This is a genomic window from Klebsiella sp. JN_Kp121, from assembly GCF_040062145.1.
Taxonomy (GTDB): domain Bacteria; phylum Pseudomonadota; class Gammaproteobacteria; order Enterobacterales; family Enterobacteriaceae; genus Klebsiella; species Klebsiella aerogenes.
This window is the reverse complement of sequence record NZ_JBEAHX010000001.1, coordinates 71,334-88,316: the sequence shown is the minus strand read 5'-3', so window position 1 is coordinate 88,316 and position 16,983 is coordinate 71,334. Positions and strand designations below refer to the sequence as shown.

The window sequence follows — 16,983 nt, the reverse complement described above, 5'->3', positions numbered from 1 at the left end:
GATCCTCCCAATCATAAGCTGCGTGAATGGTTTTAAGCACCGCACAAAATGCCTAAACATAAACATAAAAACCGCTTGCAGAGGACTATTAGTCCCATGAAAGAATGATATCTAAGAGAATGAGATTAGTTCTCATATTTCTTTCTTATTTGCTCTCATTTTCATTAGTGTAGACCATCACGCTATGATTGCCGCTGGCATGTTTCTTTTACCTTGCAGGTAAGCGTTTCATCACGCTTTCATTATTTTTTCGCCTTACCGTCATCGAAAGTTCACACAAAACGCGATTAATAGTGACCAGTTTATGACGAACCAGGACACTCTTATGAACAGCTCTCTTGCCGCGGTGGCGGAAACCGAATTTTCGCTAATTACGCCCATCGCCCCAACCCGGCAGCGGAAAGTCTTAAGCGTGCGCAACCTGAGTAAATCTTATAATGCGCAGCAAACCGTGCTCGATAACATCAGCTTTGACCTCCATGCCGGCGAGCTGGTGGGCGTGATTGGCCGCTCGGGAGCCGGGAAATCCACACTGCTGCATGTCCTGAACGGCACTCATAGCGCCACCGGCGGTGAAATACTCAGCTTTCCGGAAGTGGGTATGCCCCATGATGTTTCACGCCTGAAAGGACGCGCGCTCAATGCCTGGCGCAGCGAATGCGGCATGATTTTCCAGGACTTCTGCCTTGTGCCGCGCCTTGATGTGCTGACTAACGTACTGCTCGGCCGCCTGAGTCAAACCTCAACCCTGAAGTCGCTGTTTAAGGTTTTCCCCGACGCCGACCGGGCGCGCGCGATTTCCCTTCTCGAGTGGATGAACATGTTGCCGCACGCCCTACAGCGGGCGGAAAACCTCTCCGGCGGCCAGATGCAGCGCGTAGCAATTTGCCGTGCGCTGATGCAAAACCCCGGGATCCTGCTGGCGGATGAACCCGTCGCCTCGCTCGATCCCAAAAACACCCAGCGCATCATGAATGTACTGCGGGAAATCAGCGACCAGGGGATTAGCGTGATGGTCAACCTGCATTCGGTCGAACTGGTCAAAGAGTACTGCACCCGGGTCATTGGCGTCGCCAAAGGCCGCATCATTTTCGACGATCATCCGGCACAGCTAACTCAGGATGTCCTGCATCGGTTGTACGGCGATGAAATTAGCCAATTGCATTAATTTCCTTTAGTTAAAAACACACAGGCAAAATAATGAACAAACACATTAATGGCGCAGTTCGTTTATCCGCAGCAATCGCAGCTCTGTTACTGACGTGGCAAGCGAGCGCCGCTGAACAGCCGAAGGAATTAAATCTGGGGATCCTCGGCGGTCAAAACGCCACGCAGCAAATTGGCGATAACCAGTGCGTGAAACAGTTCCTTGATAAAGAGCTGAAGGTCGATACCAAATTACGTAACTCATCCGATTATTCTGGCGTCATTCAGGGACTGCTGGGCGGGAAAGTCGATGTCGTATTAAGTATGTCGCCTTCTTCTTATGCCTCGGTCTATATCAATAACCCGAAAGCCGTCGATATTGTCGGTATCGCCGTTGACGATAAAGATCAATCCCGCGGCTACCACTCGGTGGTCATCGTCAAAGCTGACAGCCCGTATAAAACGCTGGACGATTTAAAAGGCAAAGCTTTTGGCTTCGCCGACCCGGATTCCACTTCCGGTTATTTAATTCCAAACCACGCCTTTAAACAGAAATTCGGCGGCGACGCGGATAACAAATACAATAACTTCTTCTCCAGCGTGACCTTCTCCGGCGGCCACGAACAGGACATTCTCGGCGTGCTGAACGGCCAGTTTGCCGGCGCGGTCACCTGGACCTCAATGGTCGGCGACTACAACAGCGGCTACAGCGTGGGCGCTTTCAATCGCCTGATTCGCATGGATCATCCGGATCTGATGAAGCAAATCCGGATTATCTGGCAATCGCCGCTGATCCCGAACGGCCCGATCCTCGTGAGCAATGCGCTGCCGGCGGACTTCAAAGCCAAAGTCGTCACCGCGCTTAAAAAACTGGATACCGACGATCACGCCTGTTTCGTGAAAGCGATGGGCGGTACTCAGCACATCGGCCCGGGCAGCGTGGCCGATTTCCAGCAGATCATCGATATGAAACGCGAGCTGGTTAGCGCGCGTTAATCCCGCACCGATGCCGCCGTCCGCGACGAGATGCGGACGGCGGCGCTACGTTAAAGACCTTTTCGCCGCATGAATAATACCCATACCGAATTTGAACGTTATTACCAGCAGGTCAGGACACGGCAAAAGCGCGATACCTTCGGCTGGTCGTTGGTGCTGCTGGCGCTCTACTTTGCCGCCGGGCACGCCGCCGAGTTTAATCTGCCCACTATCTGGCACTCGTTGCCAAACTTTCTCGACTATATGTTCGAGACGCTGCCGACGCTGCATCCGGGCGTTCTGTTAGCCGATTCACATACCAAAGGCTCGCTGGCGTACTGGGGCTATCGCCTGCCAATTCAGCTACCGCTGATTTGGGAGACGCTGCAGCTGGCGCTGGCCTCCACGCTGGTGGCGGTCGCGGTAGCGACAATACTGGCTTTCCTCGCCGCCAATAATGCCTGGTCACCCGCGCCGCTACGCTTCGCCGTTCGCGTGCTGGTGGCCTTTTTACGCACCATGCCTGAGCTGGCCTGGGCGGTCATTTTCGTCATGGCGTTCGGTATCGGCGCGATCCCCGGCTTTCTGGCGCTGATGCTGCATACGGTCGGCAGCCTGACCAAACTGTTCTACGAAGCGGTGGAAAGCGCGCAGGATAAACCGGTGCGCGGGCTGGCGGCCTGCGGGGCATCGGCGCTGCAGAAGGTGCGCTTTGCCCTGTGGCCGCAGGTGAAACCAATTTTTCTCTCCTACGGCTTCATGCGCCTTGAGATCAACTTCCGCTCATCCACCATTCTTGGCCTGGTAGGGGCCGGCGGGATCGGCCAGGAGCTGATGACCAACATTAAGCTCGATCGTTACGATCAGGTCAGCATGACGCTGCTGCTGATCATTATTGTGGTGTCGCTGCTGGATATGCTTTCCGGCCGCCTGCGCCAGTGGGTTCTGGAGGGGAAAAAATGAGCCAATGGCAACATCAACCGGATATCGCCGCCAGCCGCCGCCAGCATCAGGCGCTGTATAAGACCCAGGGGCGATACCTGCGCTATGTCGGCCTGCTGGCGCTGGCGAGCGTACTTTATTACGTCTGGTTCTTTATGCAGTTCGGTATCAGTAGCGAACAACTGGCGACCGGTCTACAGCAGATGGGGCGCTATCTGCTGCGGATGTTTGTCTGGCACGACTTCTGGAACTGGCCGTTTGCCTATTACTTCACGCAAATCGCCATTACGCTTGCCATCGTCTTCGCCGGGACGATTACCGCGACGGTCATCGCGCTGTTGCTGTCATTCCTGGCGGCGCGCAATATTATGCGCGGCGTGATTCCCGGCATTATCGCCGTGTTGATGCGCCGCTTGTTTGACATGCTGCGCGGTATCGATATGGCTATCTGGGGTCTGATTTTCGTGCGCGCCGTAGGGCTCGGGCCGCTGGCGGGGGTACTGGCGATTATTATGCAGGATACCGGCCTGCTGGGCCGCCTGTATGCTGAAGGCCACGAGGCGGTAGACCGTTCGCCGGGCCGCGGCCTCACCGCCGTCGGCGCTAATGGTCTGCAGAAACACCGCTTCGGCATTTTCACCCAGTCGTTCCCGACTTTCCTGGCGCTAAGTTTATATCAGATTGAATCCAACACCCGTTCCGCCGCGGTGTTAGGTTTTGTCGGCGCGGGGGGGATTGGCCTCATTTACGCGGAAAATATGCGTTTGTGGAACTGGGATGTGGTGATGTTTATTACCCTGTTGCTGGTCGCGGTGGTCATGGTGATGGACACCCTCTCCGCCTGGCTGCGCCGCCGTTACATCGGCGGCAGCGTAGTGCCGTTGTATCAAAGTCCGCAATAACCCCCTCTCCCCGGTGGCGCTACGCTTACCGGGGCTACCAATCAGGGAAAACGTCTCGTTATTCGATCCGCCACGCCAGCACTGGCCAGCCGTACCGGGCGTTGGCTGCCTGCAGCTGCGGACACGGGTTGACCAACCGCACGCGATCCGCATGCAGGCACAGGGGCAGGTCGTTTATCGAATCGGTATAAAAAGTGACTTCGCCAGTATAGTCAGGATGCGCCTCCCGCCACTGCGCCAGGCGCGTCACTTTACCCTGCTGATAGCTCGGGGTACCGGCAATCACACCGCTGTAGCCGCCATCCGCCATTTCAACATCAATACCCAACGCCTGTTCAATTCCCAGCTCGGCGGCTATCGCCTGCACCAGCAGCGTTACCGAGGCGGAGATCACCAACATTTTCTCCCCTCGCGCCTGTAAAGTACGAATAACGTCCCATGCCTGCGGGTAGACCCGCGGCAACACCTTTTCGCGCACAAACCGCGCCACCAGCGTATCCACCTGTGCCTGCGGGATGCCGATCAGCGGCGCCTGAATCAGCGCAACATAATCGGCGATATTCATTTCCCCGCGGTCGTAATCCGCCATCAGCTGCGCCTCGCGCGCCAGATATTCCGGATCGCTCACCCAGCCTTCGCGCACCATAAACTGGCTCCACAGCGTACTACTGTCCCCTTTAATCAGGGTGTTATCCAGATCGAAAATCGTCACAGCATTAGACATCGGTCATTTTCCATAATCAGTAATATAAGCCTGCGAGAGCATGTATAAAGAAGATGACAGGAGCATGATCCGCCAGCGCTTTCAGCCCACCCCGCCAAAGCACATCGCCAGCAGCACCAGTAGCAATAGTAGCGGGTAGATCCGCACGTGCCAGCGATCGGGGAGTTTTGCCAGCCAGCGCGATGCGCCCCGCAATCCCAACCAGCTCCCGGCCACCAGCAGCCCGGCCGCCAGCCACCAGATATTACCGATGAAACCGGAGGGCAGCGCCGCCATCGGCGCCATCAGCAGCCACGTCAGGCTGGCGGTCGCCGCCAGCGGCAGCGTCAGCAGGTTGGCCATTGCCGCGGCCTGCGCCATCGTCGCGCCACGCCGGCGCATCAGCGGCACGGTCATCACGCTGCCGCCAACGCCAAGGAAGGCGGCAATCAGGCCAATCCCGCCGCCAAGGATAGTCTCGCGCCCTGCACTCGACGGTGCGCAAGCCGTCGACGGCGCCATAAAGCCGGGGCGAACGTAGCAATCCACCATGGTCACCGCCAGGTACAAAATGAACAGCCAGCGGATCCACTCGCCGTTGACCCTCAGCGCCAGCGACGCGCCGGCAATACCGCCGATGGCGATGCCGCTAAGTATCGGCAGCAGGGAGCGCCAGTGAACCGTTCCGGCGCGCAGGTGGCGGCCGCTTGCCAACAGCGACGTGCACAGCATCACCAGCGCCGACGTCGCTACCGCTATTTGCATCGCCTGACCGCCGACTGCGCCCTGATGGCTCAGCAACAGGTAAAGCAGCGGCACGGTAACAAAGCCGCCGCCGAAGCCAAACAGCCAGGTGGTTACTCCGGATAACAGTCCACAAACAAAAAGCCCAAATATCATATACCGTTCCTCCATTCAGGGAGGTAACGATATAGAATAGCGGAATGGCTGACTTACGATTAAAAGCCAATATATTACGATTTTCAGCCAGGAGAGTACGCATGCGCAATATCGCGATTAATGATGTCGATCATCTGCCGCGCCGGGTATTAGGCCTGGGTAGCGATTATCCGCCTGACACCCTTTTACCGCGCCATCATCACCGGCGAGCGCAGTTTCTCTATGCCGTGAATGGCTTGATGAAAGTCGAAACCGATGACGGTCAGTGGCTGGTGCCGCCGTTCAGCGGCGTATGGATACCCGCTAATAAACCGCATCGCGTCTGGATGCCGGGCGTGAGCACCCATAGCCTGTATATCGAACCGCAGGACGCGCCGCGCGCCGGGGTACGCTGCGAAGTATTGCAGGTTTCGCCGCTGCTACATCAACTGCTATTGGCCGCCTGCCAGTTGCCGCTGTTGTATGAAGAGAGCGGACATGATGCGGCGCTTATCGCCCTATTACTGTTTGAACTGCAGGCCGCCCCGCCGCTGCCGATGTTTACGCCGCTACCGCAACATCCGCGGCTGGCTGAACTATGCAGCGCGTTTCTCCGCCAGCCGGAGATTCACAGTACGCCGGAGCTGTGGGCCCAAAAGATGAGTCAAAGCCTGCGTACCTTCAACCGCCGCTTTTTGCAGGAGACCGGGATGGCGTTTCGCGACTGGCGTCATAAAGCCTGCCTGATGTACGCTCTCACCGCCCTGCGAGAAGGACGAAGCATTACCGACGTGGCGTTAAGCCTTGGCTATGAGCATCCGGCGGCATTTACCGCCATGTTCCGCAAAGCGATGGGCTATGCGCCAGCCTCTTTTATCCGCCATCTTAAAGGAGGCACGCCTGTCTCTCGCGTCAGATAAATAAGAACATCCTGATTCTGGCCTGTTATATTTTGATTTAGATAGTAAACATTTATTAATAAATAAAATCACCGCGTTTACTATCTGAAAAATGTGCTTATTACGGTACCGGCGAATTTATGCCTGCGGTACGTAAGTTTTCGTAAATTTTGCGTTTCATCATTCTGACGTTTCCCTGAATACGCTATAAATGGCGACGGTCGATCCCTAACATGAAAATAACGACATGAAGCCCAAACTCACCCACGCTTTATTACTTGTTCCTTTATTGATTTTGGCAGGATGTTCATCTTCCCCAAAAAAACCGCCCAAGGCGGTGGCGCAGCATCATTATGAGCCGATCGACAGCGGCTCCGACGATCTGATACCGGTGCTGGCAGCCCTGCACGATCAGATGCACACCTGGGACGGCACCCCTTATGAATGGGGCGGCACCGACCAGAGCGGCGTCGACTGTTCCGGCTTTGTCTGGCGTACGCTGAAGGACCGCTTCAATCTGCCAATGGACCGCGTGACCACCGGCGATCTTCTGCATATGGGGGTGCGCGTTAGCAAGCAGCAGTTGCGACCTGGCGATTTAGTCTTCTTCCGCATTCACGGCGGCATGCACGTCGGTTTCTACGATACTGACCACAACTTCCTGCACGCCTCCGCCAGCCAGGGCGTCATGCGTTCGTCTCTGGATAATCCGTACTGGAACCGCGTCTTTTATCAGGCGCGGCGCTTGCCGAAGGAATATAACGCGCAGATCACCATGAATAACGACGATCTGCATCTGGCGAAAAACCGCTAATCCTGACAAATAAAAACCGCGGCGTTCAGGGCCGCGGTTATATTTTTATTACGCTCAGTTTTATCAGAACTGATAGGTCATCCCCAGCGCGACGATGTCGTCATCGTTAATACCGAGCTTATTATCGCTCTTCAGCTGGTTAATTTTGTAATCCACAAAGGCGTTCATGTTTTTGTTGAAGTAGTAGGTCAGGCCGACGTCAATATAATTGACCAGATCTTCGCTGCCGACACCTTCAATATCTTTGCCTTTCGACAGTACATAGCCCAGAGACGGACGCAGACCGAAATCGAACTGATACTGGGCGACCGCTTCAAAGTTCTGCGCTTTATTAGCAAAACCACCGCTGATCGGGGTCATTTTGCGGGTCTCAGAGTACATTGTCGCCAGGTAGATATTGTTGGCGTCGTACTTCAGGCCGGTAGCCCAGGCTTCCGCTTTGGAGCCCTGGCCGCGCGCCAGCAGGTTCTGATCGTTGGTACGGTCAGAACTGGTATAAGCCGCGCTGACGGCGAAATCACTGCCGCCGAAATCATAGCTTAAAGAGGTGCCGAAGCCGTCGCCATTCTGTTTTTTCGCTTCACGGCCTTCGTTTTTGCCCTGATATTGCAGGGTCATATTCAGACCATCCACCAGGCCGAAGAAATCAGTGTTGCGGTAGGTCGCCAGGCCGCTGGCGCGTTTGGTCATGAAGTTATCGGTCTGCGCGGAGGAGTCGCCGCCGAACTCCGGGAACATATCGGTCCAGGCTTCAACGTCGTACAGCGCGCCGAGGTTACGACCATAGTCAAATGATCCAAACTCTTTTAACTTCACGCCGGCAAACGCCAGACGGGTTTTCTGCGAGGAATCGCTTTCGGTTTTATTGCCGGAGAATTCGGATTCCCAGCGGCCATAACCGGTCAGTTGATCGTTGATCTGCGTTTCGCCTTTGATACCAAAGCGAACGTAGGTCTGGTCGCCATCCTTGCTGTCATAATCGCTGAAGTAGTGCATGGCTTTCACTTTGCCGTACACGTCCAGTTTATTGCCGTCTTTATTGTATACTTCCGCTGCCTGTGAAGCCGAAGAAGCAACAAAACCCATCATCATTAATGCCAGTGAACGCTTTTTCATTATGTGGTCCTGGTGATTTATTTACACGCGCTTATCAATTCCGGGCGAAGGCCCCGTCAAAAACTGGAGGTTTTTTAACGCTGTAGTGTTAAATATTTATGACGAAATGGAACTTTTTATAAAAAAGAATGTTTAAATATTTCCGTCATAAATATGTCACCTTGCCTGCGCAGAATGCCCGATCCGCGCAATAAAATGGCTTGACCAATACGCCAGCAGTTGGCAAGCGGCCTGACTCCTGTTACAACATCAGCTCGATCTCGATATTCCTTTTGAACGGCAGAAAATCATGAGTGATAGCCAGACGCTGGTGGTAAAACTGGGCACCAGTGTTTTAACGGGCGGATCCCGACGCCTGAACCGCGCCCATATCGTTGAGTTAGTGCGCCAGTGCGCGCAGCTGCATGCCATGGGGCACCGCATTGTGATTGTGACTTCCGGGGCCATCGCCGCCGGACGTGAACACCTCGGCTACCCTGAACTGCCCGCCACCATTGCCTCAAAACAGCTGTTGGCGGCAGTGGGCCAAAGCCGTCTTATCCAACTGTGGGAACAGCTTTTCTCTATTTACGGCATTCATGTCGGCCAGATGCTGCTGACCCGTGCCGATATGGAAGATCGCGAGCGGTTCCTCAACGCCCGCGATACCCTGCGCGCGCTGCTGGATAACAATATTGTGCCGGTCATTAATGAAAATGACGCCGTCGCCACCGCTGAAATCAAAGTCGGCGACAACGATAATCTTTCCGCCCTGGCGGCCATTCTCGCCGGCGCCGATAAACTGCTGCTGTTGACCGATCAGCCGGGACTCTTTACCGCCGACCCGCGCAGCAATCCGCAGGCCGAGCTTATTAAAGATGTCTACGGCATCGATGACGCGCTGCGCGCCATCGCAGGCGATAGCGTTTCCGGCCTCGGCACCGGCGGCATGGGCACCAAACTGCAGGCTGCGGACGTCGCCTGTCGCGCAGGCATCGATACCATTATCGCCGCCGGCAACCGCCCGGACGTTATCGGCCACGCGATGGAAGGCCTGCCGGTGGGCACCTGTTTCCACGCTCAGGAATCACCGCTGGAGAACCGCAAACGCTGGATCTTCGGCGCGCCGCCGGCCGGTGAAATCACCGTCGATGCCGGGGCGACCCAGGCTATTCTGGAAAGAGGAAGCTCATTGTTGCCAAAAGGCATCAAAACCGTCAGCGGGAATTTCTCCCGCGGCGAAGTTATCCGAATCCGCAGTAGCGAAGGCCGCGATATCGCTCACGGCGTAAGCCGCTATAACAGCGACGCCCTGCGCCTGATCGCCGGGCAGCACTCGCAGCAAATCGATGCCATCCTCGGCTATGAATACGGCCCGGTGGCCGTCCATCGCGACGATATGATTACCCGTTAAGGAGCTGAAAATGCTGGAACAAATGGGCATTGCGGCCAAAGCGGCCTCTTACCAACTCGCGCTGCTTTCCAGCCGCGAGAAAAATCAGGTTCTGAACAAGATTGCTGATTATCTGGAAGCGCAGACCGAAGACATCCTGCGCGCCAACGCCGAAGACCTCAGCGACGCCCGCGCCAATGGCCTGAGCGACGCGATGCTCGATCGCCTGGCGCTGACGCCGGCGCGCCTGCGCGGCATCGCCGATGACGTGCGTCAGGTGTGTAGCCTGGCGGATCCGGTCGGCCAGGTGATTGACGGCGGTCTGCTGGATAGCGGCCTGCGTATCGAACGTCGCCGCGTGCCGCTGGGAGTAATCGGCGTGATTTATGAAGCGCGGCCGAACGTAACCGTCGATGTCGCCTCTCTGTGCCTGAAGACCGGCAACGCGGCTATTCTGCGCGGCGGTAAAGAGACCTGGCGCACCAACGCCGCGACGGTGAAAGTGATTCAACAGGCGTTGCAGGAGTGCGGCCTGCCGGCTGCCGCGGTGCAGGCAATCGAGAGCCCGGATCGCGCGCTGGTCGGCGAAATGCTGAAGATGGATAAATACATCGATATGCTGATCCCGCGCGGCGGCGCAGGCCTGCATAAGCTGTGCCGCGAGCAATCCACGATCCCGGTGATCACCGGCGGTATCGGCGTGTGTCATATTTTCGTCGACGATTCGGCAGAGATCGCACCGGCGTTGAAGATCATCGTTAACGCCAAGACCCAGCGCCCGAGCACCTGCAATACCGCCGAGACGCTGCTGGTACACCGTAATATCGCCGATACCTTCCTGCCTGCGCTGAGCAAACAGATGGCGGAGAGCGGCGTGACGCTGCACGCCGACCCGGCCGCTCTGCCCCTTCTGCAGAATGGTCCGGCGAAGGTGGAGCCGGTGAAAGCGGAGCAGTACGACGATGAGTATTTGTCGCTGGATCTGAACGTGAAAGTTGTTGCCGATCTCGATGAGGCGATTGCCCATATTCGTGAACACGGTACCCAGCATTCCGATGCTATTCTGACGCGTACCCTGCGCCATGCGAATCGCTTTATTAATGAAGTGGATTCGTCGGCGGTATACGTTAACGCTTCTACCCGATTCACCGACGGCGGCCAGTTCGGCCTCGGCGCGGAGGTGGCGGTCAGCACCCAGAAGCTGCACGCCCGCGGGCCGATGGGCCTGGAAGCGCTGACTACCTATAAGTGGATTGGTTTCGGCGACGATACCATTCGTGCTTAACGCTAAGCGGGTGATGCAAAAGTAGCCGTTTGATTCGAAAGGGCATTGACGCATCACCCACTTAGTTTTAACCTTCTACCCCGTGCTTCACGCAGGTGAACGCGTCCTTTCAGGGCCGATATAGCTCAGTTGGTAGAGCAGCGCATTCGTAATGCGAAGGTCGTAGGTTCGACTCCTATTATCGGCACCATTTCAACTTCCCCAAACGTCCGTATTTATCCATAAATACTCTGATTTATAACAATTTTATTGCATATTAGTCCGTCACTGTCCGTAACCATCCAGTAGAATCCGATACGGAATGTGTATAGGATTGTGTATATGTTCCTGTTCGGTCTTGGATTCCTATACACATGCCTTTAAACGATTTGCAGATTCGCCGTGCTAAGCCTGAAAATAAACCCTACACGCTTGGGGATAGGCAAGGCTTGTCATTGCTCATCGAACCTAATGGAAGCAAGAATTGGCGGTTCCGTTATCGCTATGCAGGCAAACCCAAAATGATCTCGCTTGGTGTTTACCCAACGATCACCCTTGCCGATGCTCGTTCCCGTCGTGATGAAGCTCGAAAACTTGTAGCAGAAGGAAAGAACCCTAGTGAGGTTCGAAAAGAGCAAAAGCTGGCTCTGCAAACAGAGTCAGAGAACGCCTTCGAAAAGATAGCCAGAGAGTGGCATCAACTTAAATCTGCTAAATGGTCGGCGGGATATGCACCAGACATCATGGAAGCGTTTAAGAACGACATTTTTCCTTATGTCGGAACAAGGCCGGTGGGAGAGATTAAGCCGTTAGAGCTGTTAAATGTGCTGCGTAAAATTGAGAAGCGCGGGGCATTAGAAAAGATGCGTAAAGTGGGCCAGCGTTGTTCCGAGGTCTTTCGTTATGGGATAGCCACAGGCAGGGCTGAGTATAATCCTGCGGCAGATCTCTCCAGCGCTCTCGAAGTACATCAATCCAATCATTTCCCGTTCCTAAAAGCTGAAGAAATACCTGATTTTCTACGTGCCTTAGAGGGTTACACCGGGAGTAAGCTTGTCCAGATAGCAACGAAATTACTGATGATTACGGGCGTAAGAACCATCGAATTACGGCGCGGCATCATGGTCAGAATTTGATCTGGATAACGCTATTTGGGAAATTCCTGCCGAAAGAATGAAAATGCGCAGGCCGCATCTTGTTCCATTATCGACTCAAGCGTTAGATTTACTCCATGAACTCAAAGTCATGACAGGAAACTATCGTTATGTTTTTCCGGGGCGGAACGATCCGAATAAGCCAATGAGTGAGGCTAGTGTCAACCAAGTGATTAAACGAATTGGATTCGGAGGGAAAGTCACTGGGAACAGTTTTCGACATACTCTTTCTACAATCCTCCATGAGCAAGGCTTTGAAAGTGCTTGGATTGAACTCCAGTTGGCTCATGTAGATAAAAACAACATTCGAGGAACTTATAACCATGCAAATTATATATCGAATCGAAAGTGCATGATGCAATGGTACAGCGATGAAATTTTACACTAAGGTTTAAATAAAATGAATAAACTAAGCATGCTAATGGATAGAATCCTAAATACTTATGATAATGAGTATTTTGTAATTATAGGTAAGAATGGAGAAGGTAAAAGTCAATTGTTATTGGATATTATTAAAACTATTTCTGCTTCTGATCTTCATTTTAAAAATTTAATCTCTGTTTCTACAAGTGCATTTGACCGTTTTCCATTGAATGTAAGATCTCCTAAGAAATATGAACCAATGACTTATTCATATGTGGGTGTTAGAGGTGGATCTAGTAGTAATGTTCTATCATTGATGAGTTCCGTTTCAACAGGTTTTATATCGAAATACGTTTCATCCCCTAGAGATTTACATAGATTTAGTATAGTTTTAGAAGAAATTGGGTTTTCAACCAATTTCGAGTATGTGTATAAGTTAATTGTTAACCCTGATAATTTATATCGACAAAATATGCTAATCGAAGATGATTACTATATAGTTGATGGAGACAAAAGGATAAGGTTAGATTGTAATGAGGAAGAGTTTGAGGAAATTATGAGTTTCCTTCAATATGTTAAAGGTATTTGTGATAAAAATAATAACTTTAGATTGTCAGTGAACCCAATAAGTGATTACCTTAATGATAATAACTCAATGGGAAATATGGACTTTTTCCACTACATATTTAAGATGATCTCTCTTGGGATTGTCAAATTAATCGATCTAAGAATGGAAAAATACTCCAAAGGAGTTATCTCATTACGAAGAGCAAGTTCCGGGGAACAATGTATATTACTTTCATTGTTGGGTATTGCTGCAAATATAACTGATAATTCAATTATATTGATTGATGAGCCTGAAATTAGTTTGCATCCAGAATGGCAACAACGTTATATCAACTTATTGATGAATACATTTGAAGGATTCTATAACTGTAAGTTTATAATAGCTACACATTCCCCTTTGGTTATATCAAACTTAAAGTCTTCAAATTGTTATATTTTACCTATGGCTGACCCTGAGATAATAAATGCTAAAGATTATAATAATCGTTCTTCTGATTATCAACTAGCAGAGCTGTTTGAATTCCCTGGCTTCCAAAATGAATATATCTTAAGAACAGCAATAAATTTGTTTGCTAAAATTCGGGCCAATAAATCATTCGATAAAGATGATGAAAAAACATTAAAAAGGCTTTCTGGCTTCAAATACAATTTAGAAGAAACAGATCCAAACTATGATTTGATTAATGCCTTGGAAAACATGAAGGTGATGTATGGCTGATATTAATGAGGCGTATTCTTATGCTGATGAACAGCTCGCAGTAATTGAATCTCTCAAAGCGGAGGATGGATTTTCGCATTTGTATTGGTCTCATGATGATTTTACGAATATTAAAAGCGAAATAAGAGAGTTCTATCGAATCCAACAAGGAGGGCTTTGTGCTTTTTGTAAAAACCCATTGTCTTTACAAGCAGCAGCCAATTGCACTGTTGAACATATAATCCCTAAATCAAAAAAAGTCGATTATATGTATACCCCCAAAAACCTTTGCGTAATTTGTGCTGACTGTAACGAAATAAAAAGAGCGCAAGAAGTAATTAACGAAGACCATGAGGTTTTAAATAATCCTGAAATAGCCATGTATCCACGTTCGAGTGGTGCATTTATCATAGTTCATCCTCACTTTGATAATTGGCATGAACATATTCACAAAGTCGGTGCGAGAATATACATAGATAAAACTTTAAAGGGTATCAATACAATGAGGGTTTGCAAGCTAAACCGATTTTTTCATAGGCTTGGCGTATCTGATGAGTATGTAAATGATGGGGAGTTAACTTCATTAATGAGTGAATATGTAGAGTCAAATAATTTTATTAGGAAGGCAGGCATAATTAACAGGATTAGAGAGATTCTCATTGCGTGAGATTTATTTGTTAATCACTAAATGCGCGCAATGCTCTCCCCGCCACGCCTGCCCACTTAAGGGGCCGCTTTTGATGCAGGTGCAAAGGTGGGCTCAGGTCGCGCCGCGACTGGCGCTGGTCGGGAATGCCAACATCATTCCGCGTCAGCCGCGCCTGTATCTGTATCATGCTTATCTGGCGTATATGGAGGCCCACGGCTACAAAAACACACTCAGCCTCACCATGTTCGGGAAGGGATTGCCAGCCATGCTGAAAGAGTACGGGCTAAGATATGAGAAGCGCCGTAAAAATCAGGGCATACAGACCAATCTGGCGCTAAGAGAAGAAAGCAACGCCGACTGGTTGCCGAAATGTGATGACCCCATAACGAAATAACCTAACCAGACCGGCAATAGCTGGTCTTTTTTTGCACTCTCAATCCAGACATCAGGCACAATTAAAGATACAGTTCTAAATGAGAATTGATTCAATGCGATGAAAAAGCCGTATGATTGCATGACAATGAAGAAAATCGCTATACTTCATTTATCATGGTTACTTTTTCCAGATTAATAGTATTTACAGGTGGTTATTAAATGATAAATTTCAATCATCAAGAAAGTATAATGGAACTATACACAGGCAGCTCCGATGAAAAAGATGCAAGCTATCTAATTTCTTATTTGAATGATGTTTTAAATCCAGCATCTGATGAGTTTTTCACAATACTAAACAACAATACACTACAGCTTCACCATGTGTTTTCATTTAATACAATACTGGCTCATGTTGTTGATTATATGATATTTATTGCAAAGAAGAAAACTAAAATAACCAGAGCTGATTTCATTAAAAGCTTCGATGAACGATATGAAGTGGATGGAAGCAAGCACATTAGCAATAAATTTTCTCTTTTGGATGCGATTAACAACTCATTCAAGCATGTTGAACTGGATAAAAAAAGATATAAAGAACTTATAGAAAAATATGGGGATTTGTCGTTTCACAGTCTTAAAGCCGATGGTGGTAAGGTTTTCTTTGAAATGCCTCTATACAAATTTGATTATGCGAGGGTAGTTCTTAGACCTATATCAAACATTTTCAACTGCCAGTTAATAAATATTAGTGACATTGACGATTTCATAAATGGAAGAATTTATGGCAGTAGTGGTTATGGTCATTTCGACTACGAATATGAACCTTGGGATGCCATTGATAGGATGATAGATTACTGTAATTCAGAATGCATGGACTGCGGCGAAAGTGACAGCAATTGTGATTGTCAAAATTTCATTTATGAAAGCAAAAATGGTCAATATAATCCAGATACAGATCCAAGATTCAACTTCGACGATGTGATGTCTAATATCAGTGGAACAAGAGAGTGGCGAAAATGACCACAAGTCCTTAAGGAAACGTATGATAATCCTCTGTGAACTAGTAAAGTGAACAGTAGAGTGTTCACTGTTCACGGACTATTCATCTTGTATCATATTGAAAATTAATAAAATTAATAGCAGATCAACAGTGTGAACAGTTTTTGGTAAAAAAGTTTTTTCGTAGTTTGAGATTGAGTAAAAAATGAACACATCCGCCAATGTGTATAGATGTGTGTATAGGTTTATTCTTCTATTTTAATTTATTTAATAAAATCAATGCACTGATCTTGCTTGTCGACTCCTATTATCGCACCACCTAATAAAATCAATGAGTTATGTTAAAATCCCCAAGAGATCGTATCTTCTAAAATCACACCCAAACGCCTGTGTTGTACTGGCTTTGGTATCGTACAACCTATGGGCAGGTAGTTACCGTGCTCAACCCTGTACAGTTATCTATTTGAAGCCGGAAGACGCCCAGCGACTCTAATCCTCATACCACAAATTTCCGCGCTTCGTGCGGCGCTCAATGATTCTTAGTCTGCCTTTAGTCCCTGTAAGAGGTAAGATTAATTACCTCCGCGCAACCAAAGACACAAGTCCTCTATCTCTCGTTTTCCGTAAAGTGTTCACAGGCTCTTTTGAAAAACGTAAAAAGACACTTACTATTAAGTCGATACTCCGCAAGGATTGCGGCATACACTACCAGTATTAGCGGCTACATTAGACTAGACGTTGGGTGGATTGGTGTTGTGTTTACTGTTTACGATATTGGTGTCATTACTAATAATGTTGTTCACCGTTATCGATTAATTACGGGGAAATAGGTATGGATATCGATGCTACTGTTCACGGACTGATCGAAAAGCACTTTTGGAAGATGGACAATGATACATCACTAAGTGATGGTGATCATGTAGTGCTTCCAGAGGATATGAACTCATTTCTAAATGATTACTCTGAATCATTGAATGTTGATATCGAGAGTTTTAACTTTCGTCGCTATTTTCCCAATACGGGTATTTGGTTTCTTCCAAACGCCATTCTTCCTGAATACCTCAAAACAGACCACCACAAACCGGAACCATTGACGGTACAAATGTTTATTGAAAGTGCTAAAGCCGGGCGCTGGCTCTATGACTGATCGTCCGTGTTAAAGGTTTT

Annotated in this window: 15 protein-coding genes, 1 tRNA gene and 2 pseudogenes; 15 read left to right on the top strand and 3 right to left on the bottom strand. The window is 50.0% G+C overall.

Annotation, left to right across the window (positions count from 1 at the left end; all coding sequences use genetic code 11):
- The first annotated feature begins 325 nt into the window (after positions 1-325).
- From phnC to phnE (ABLU86_RS00435), 4 genes are all read left to right on the top strand, one after another.
- A complete protein-coding gene (gene phnC / locus ABLU86_RS00450) occupies positions 326-1,168 on the top strand; it encodes a phosphonate ABC transporter ATP-binding protein (RefSeq protein ID WP_047056111.1) in 843 nt (280 codons plus the stop codon).
- 32 nt (positions 1,169-1,200) lie between these two features.
- Positions 1,201-2,142 carry a phosphonate ABC transporter substrate-binding protein gene (gene phnD / locus ABLU86_RS00445; protein WP_015368085.1) on the top strand — a complete coding sequence of 314 codons (942 nt, stop codon included), beginning with the start codon at positions 1,201-1,203 and terminating at the stop codon, positions 2,140-2,142.
- 69 nt (positions 2,143-2,211) lie between these two features.
- On the top strand, positions 2,212-3,084 hold the full coding sequence (gene phnE / locus ABLU86_RS00440) for a phosphonate ABC transporter, permease protein PhnE (protein WP_045413074.1): 873 nt from the start codon (positions 2,212-2,214) through the stop codon (positions 3,082-3,084).
- Positions 3,081-3,965, top strand: coding sequence for a phosphonate ABC transporter, permease protein PhnE (gene phnE, locus ABLU86_RS00435; RefSeq protein ID WP_015704515.1), 885 nt, complete (start codon positions 3,081-3,083; stop codon positions 3,963-3,965). The genes phnE (ABLU86_RS00440) and phnE (ABLU86_RS00435) overlap by 4 nt, the downstream gene beginning before the upstream one ends.
- A gap of 58 nt (positions 3,966-4,023) precedes the next feature.
- Here the strand turns inward: phnE (ABLU86_RS00435) and ABLU86_RS00430 are convergent, their stop codons facing one another.
- Both ABLU86_RS00430 and ABLU86_RS00425 read right to left on the bottom strand, forming a co-directional pair.
- Positions 4,024-4,689 (bottom strand): HAD family hydrolase, encoded by a 666-nt coding sequence (locus ABLU86_RS00430; protein WP_015368082.1) that lies wholly within the window; start codon positions 4,687-4,689, stop codon positions 4,024-4,026.
- A gap of 81 nt (positions 4,690-4,770) precedes the next feature.
- Positions 4,771-5,568, bottom strand: coding sequence for a sulfite exporter TauE/SafE family protein (locus tag ABLU86_RS00425; RefSeq protein ID WP_047464798.1), 798 nt, complete (start codon positions 5,566-5,568; stop codon positions 4,771-4,773).
- 101 nt (positions 5,569-5,669) lie between these two features.
- Between ABLU86_RS00425 and ABLU86_RS00420 the strand changes: the two genes are divergently transcribed.
- Both ABLU86_RS00420 and ABLU86_RS00415 read left to right on the top strand, forming a co-directional pair.
- The gene (locus ABLU86_RS00420) at positions 5,670-6,467 is read left to right on the top strand and encodes a helix-turn-helix transcriptional regulator (RefSeq protein ID WP_015368080.1); all 798 of its coding nucleotides are present in this window, start codon (positions 5,670-5,672) and stop codon (positions 6,465-6,467) included.
- 226 nt (positions 6,468-6,693) lie between these two features.
- Positions 6,694-7,260: an NlpC/P60 family protein gene (locus ABLU86_RS00415; RefSeq protein ID WP_026612390.1), complete on the top strand. Its 567-nt coding sequence runs from the start codon at positions 6,694-6,696 to the stop codon at positions 7,258-7,260.
- 63 nt (positions 7,261-7,323) lie between these two features.
- On the opposite strand, the gene phoE is transcribed toward ABLU86_RS00415, so the two are convergent.
- A complete protein-coding gene (gene phoE, locus ABLU86_RS00410; RefSeq protein WP_015368078.1) occupies positions 7,324-8,376 on the bottom strand; it encodes a phosphoporin PhoE in 1,053 nt (350 codons plus the stop codon).
- 289 nt (positions 8,377-8,665) lie between these two features.
- On the opposite strand from phoE, the gene proB reads away from it, so the two are divergent.
- The 9 genes and pseudogenes from proB to ABLU86_RS00365 all read left to right on the top strand — a co-directional run bounded on the left by proB (position 8,666) and on the right by ABLU86_RS00365 (position 16,963).
- On the top strand, positions 8,666-9,769 hold the full coding sequence (gene proB / locus ABLU86_RS00405; RefSeq protein WP_015368077.1) for a glutamate 5-kinase: 1,104 nt from the start codon (positions 8,666-8,668) through the stop codon (positions 9,767-9,769).
- A 10-nt stretch (positions 9,770-9,779) separates the two neighbouring features.
- Entirely contained in the window at positions 9,780-11,033 is a 1,254-nt protein-coding gene (gene proA / locus ABLU86_RS00400; protein WP_047063967.1) for a glutamate-5-semialdehyde dehydrogenase, read from the top strand.
- A gap of 114 nt (positions 11,034-11,147) precedes the next feature.
- Positions 11,148-11,223 (top strand) — tRNA-Thr (locus ABLU86_RS00395).
- 163 nt (positions 11,224-11,386) lie between these two features.
- A pseudogene (locus tag ABLU86_RS00390) lies at positions 11,387-12,554 on the top strand (integrase arm-type DNA-binding domain-containing protein).
- 12 nt (positions 12,555-12,566) lie between these two features.
- Entirely contained in the window at positions 12,567-13,814 is a 1,248-nt protein-coding gene (locus ABLU86_RS00385; RefSeq protein ID WP_348796055.1) for an AAA family ATPase, read from the top strand.
- On the top strand, positions 13,807-14,460 hold the full coding sequence (locus ABLU86_RS00380) for an HNH endonuclease (RefSeq protein WP_348796056.1): 654 nt from the start codon (positions 13,807-13,809) through the stop codon (positions 14,458-14,460). Before ABLU86_RS00385 ends, ABLU86_RS00380 begins: the two co-directional genes overlap by 8 nt.
- A 118-nt stretch (positions 14,461-14,578) precedes the next feature.
- A pseudogene (locus tag ABLU86_RS00375) lies at positions 14,579-14,836 on the top strand (winged helix-turn-helix domain-containing protein); the annotation flags it as partial.
- Between the two features lie 200 nt (positions 14,837-15,036).
- Complete coding sequence (locus ABLU86_RS00370) at positions 15,037-15,837, top strand: hypothetical protein (RefSeq protein ID WP_348796057.1); 801 nt, start codon at positions 15,037-15,039, stop codon at positions 15,835-15,837.
- Between the two features lie 811 nt (positions 15,838-16,648).
- A complete protein-coding gene (locus tag ABLU86_RS00365) occupies positions 16,649-16,963 on the top strand; it encodes a DUF1493 family protein (protein ID WP_032705469.1) in 315 nt (104 codons plus the stop codon).
- Positions 16,964-16,983: the final 20 nt, after the last annotated feature.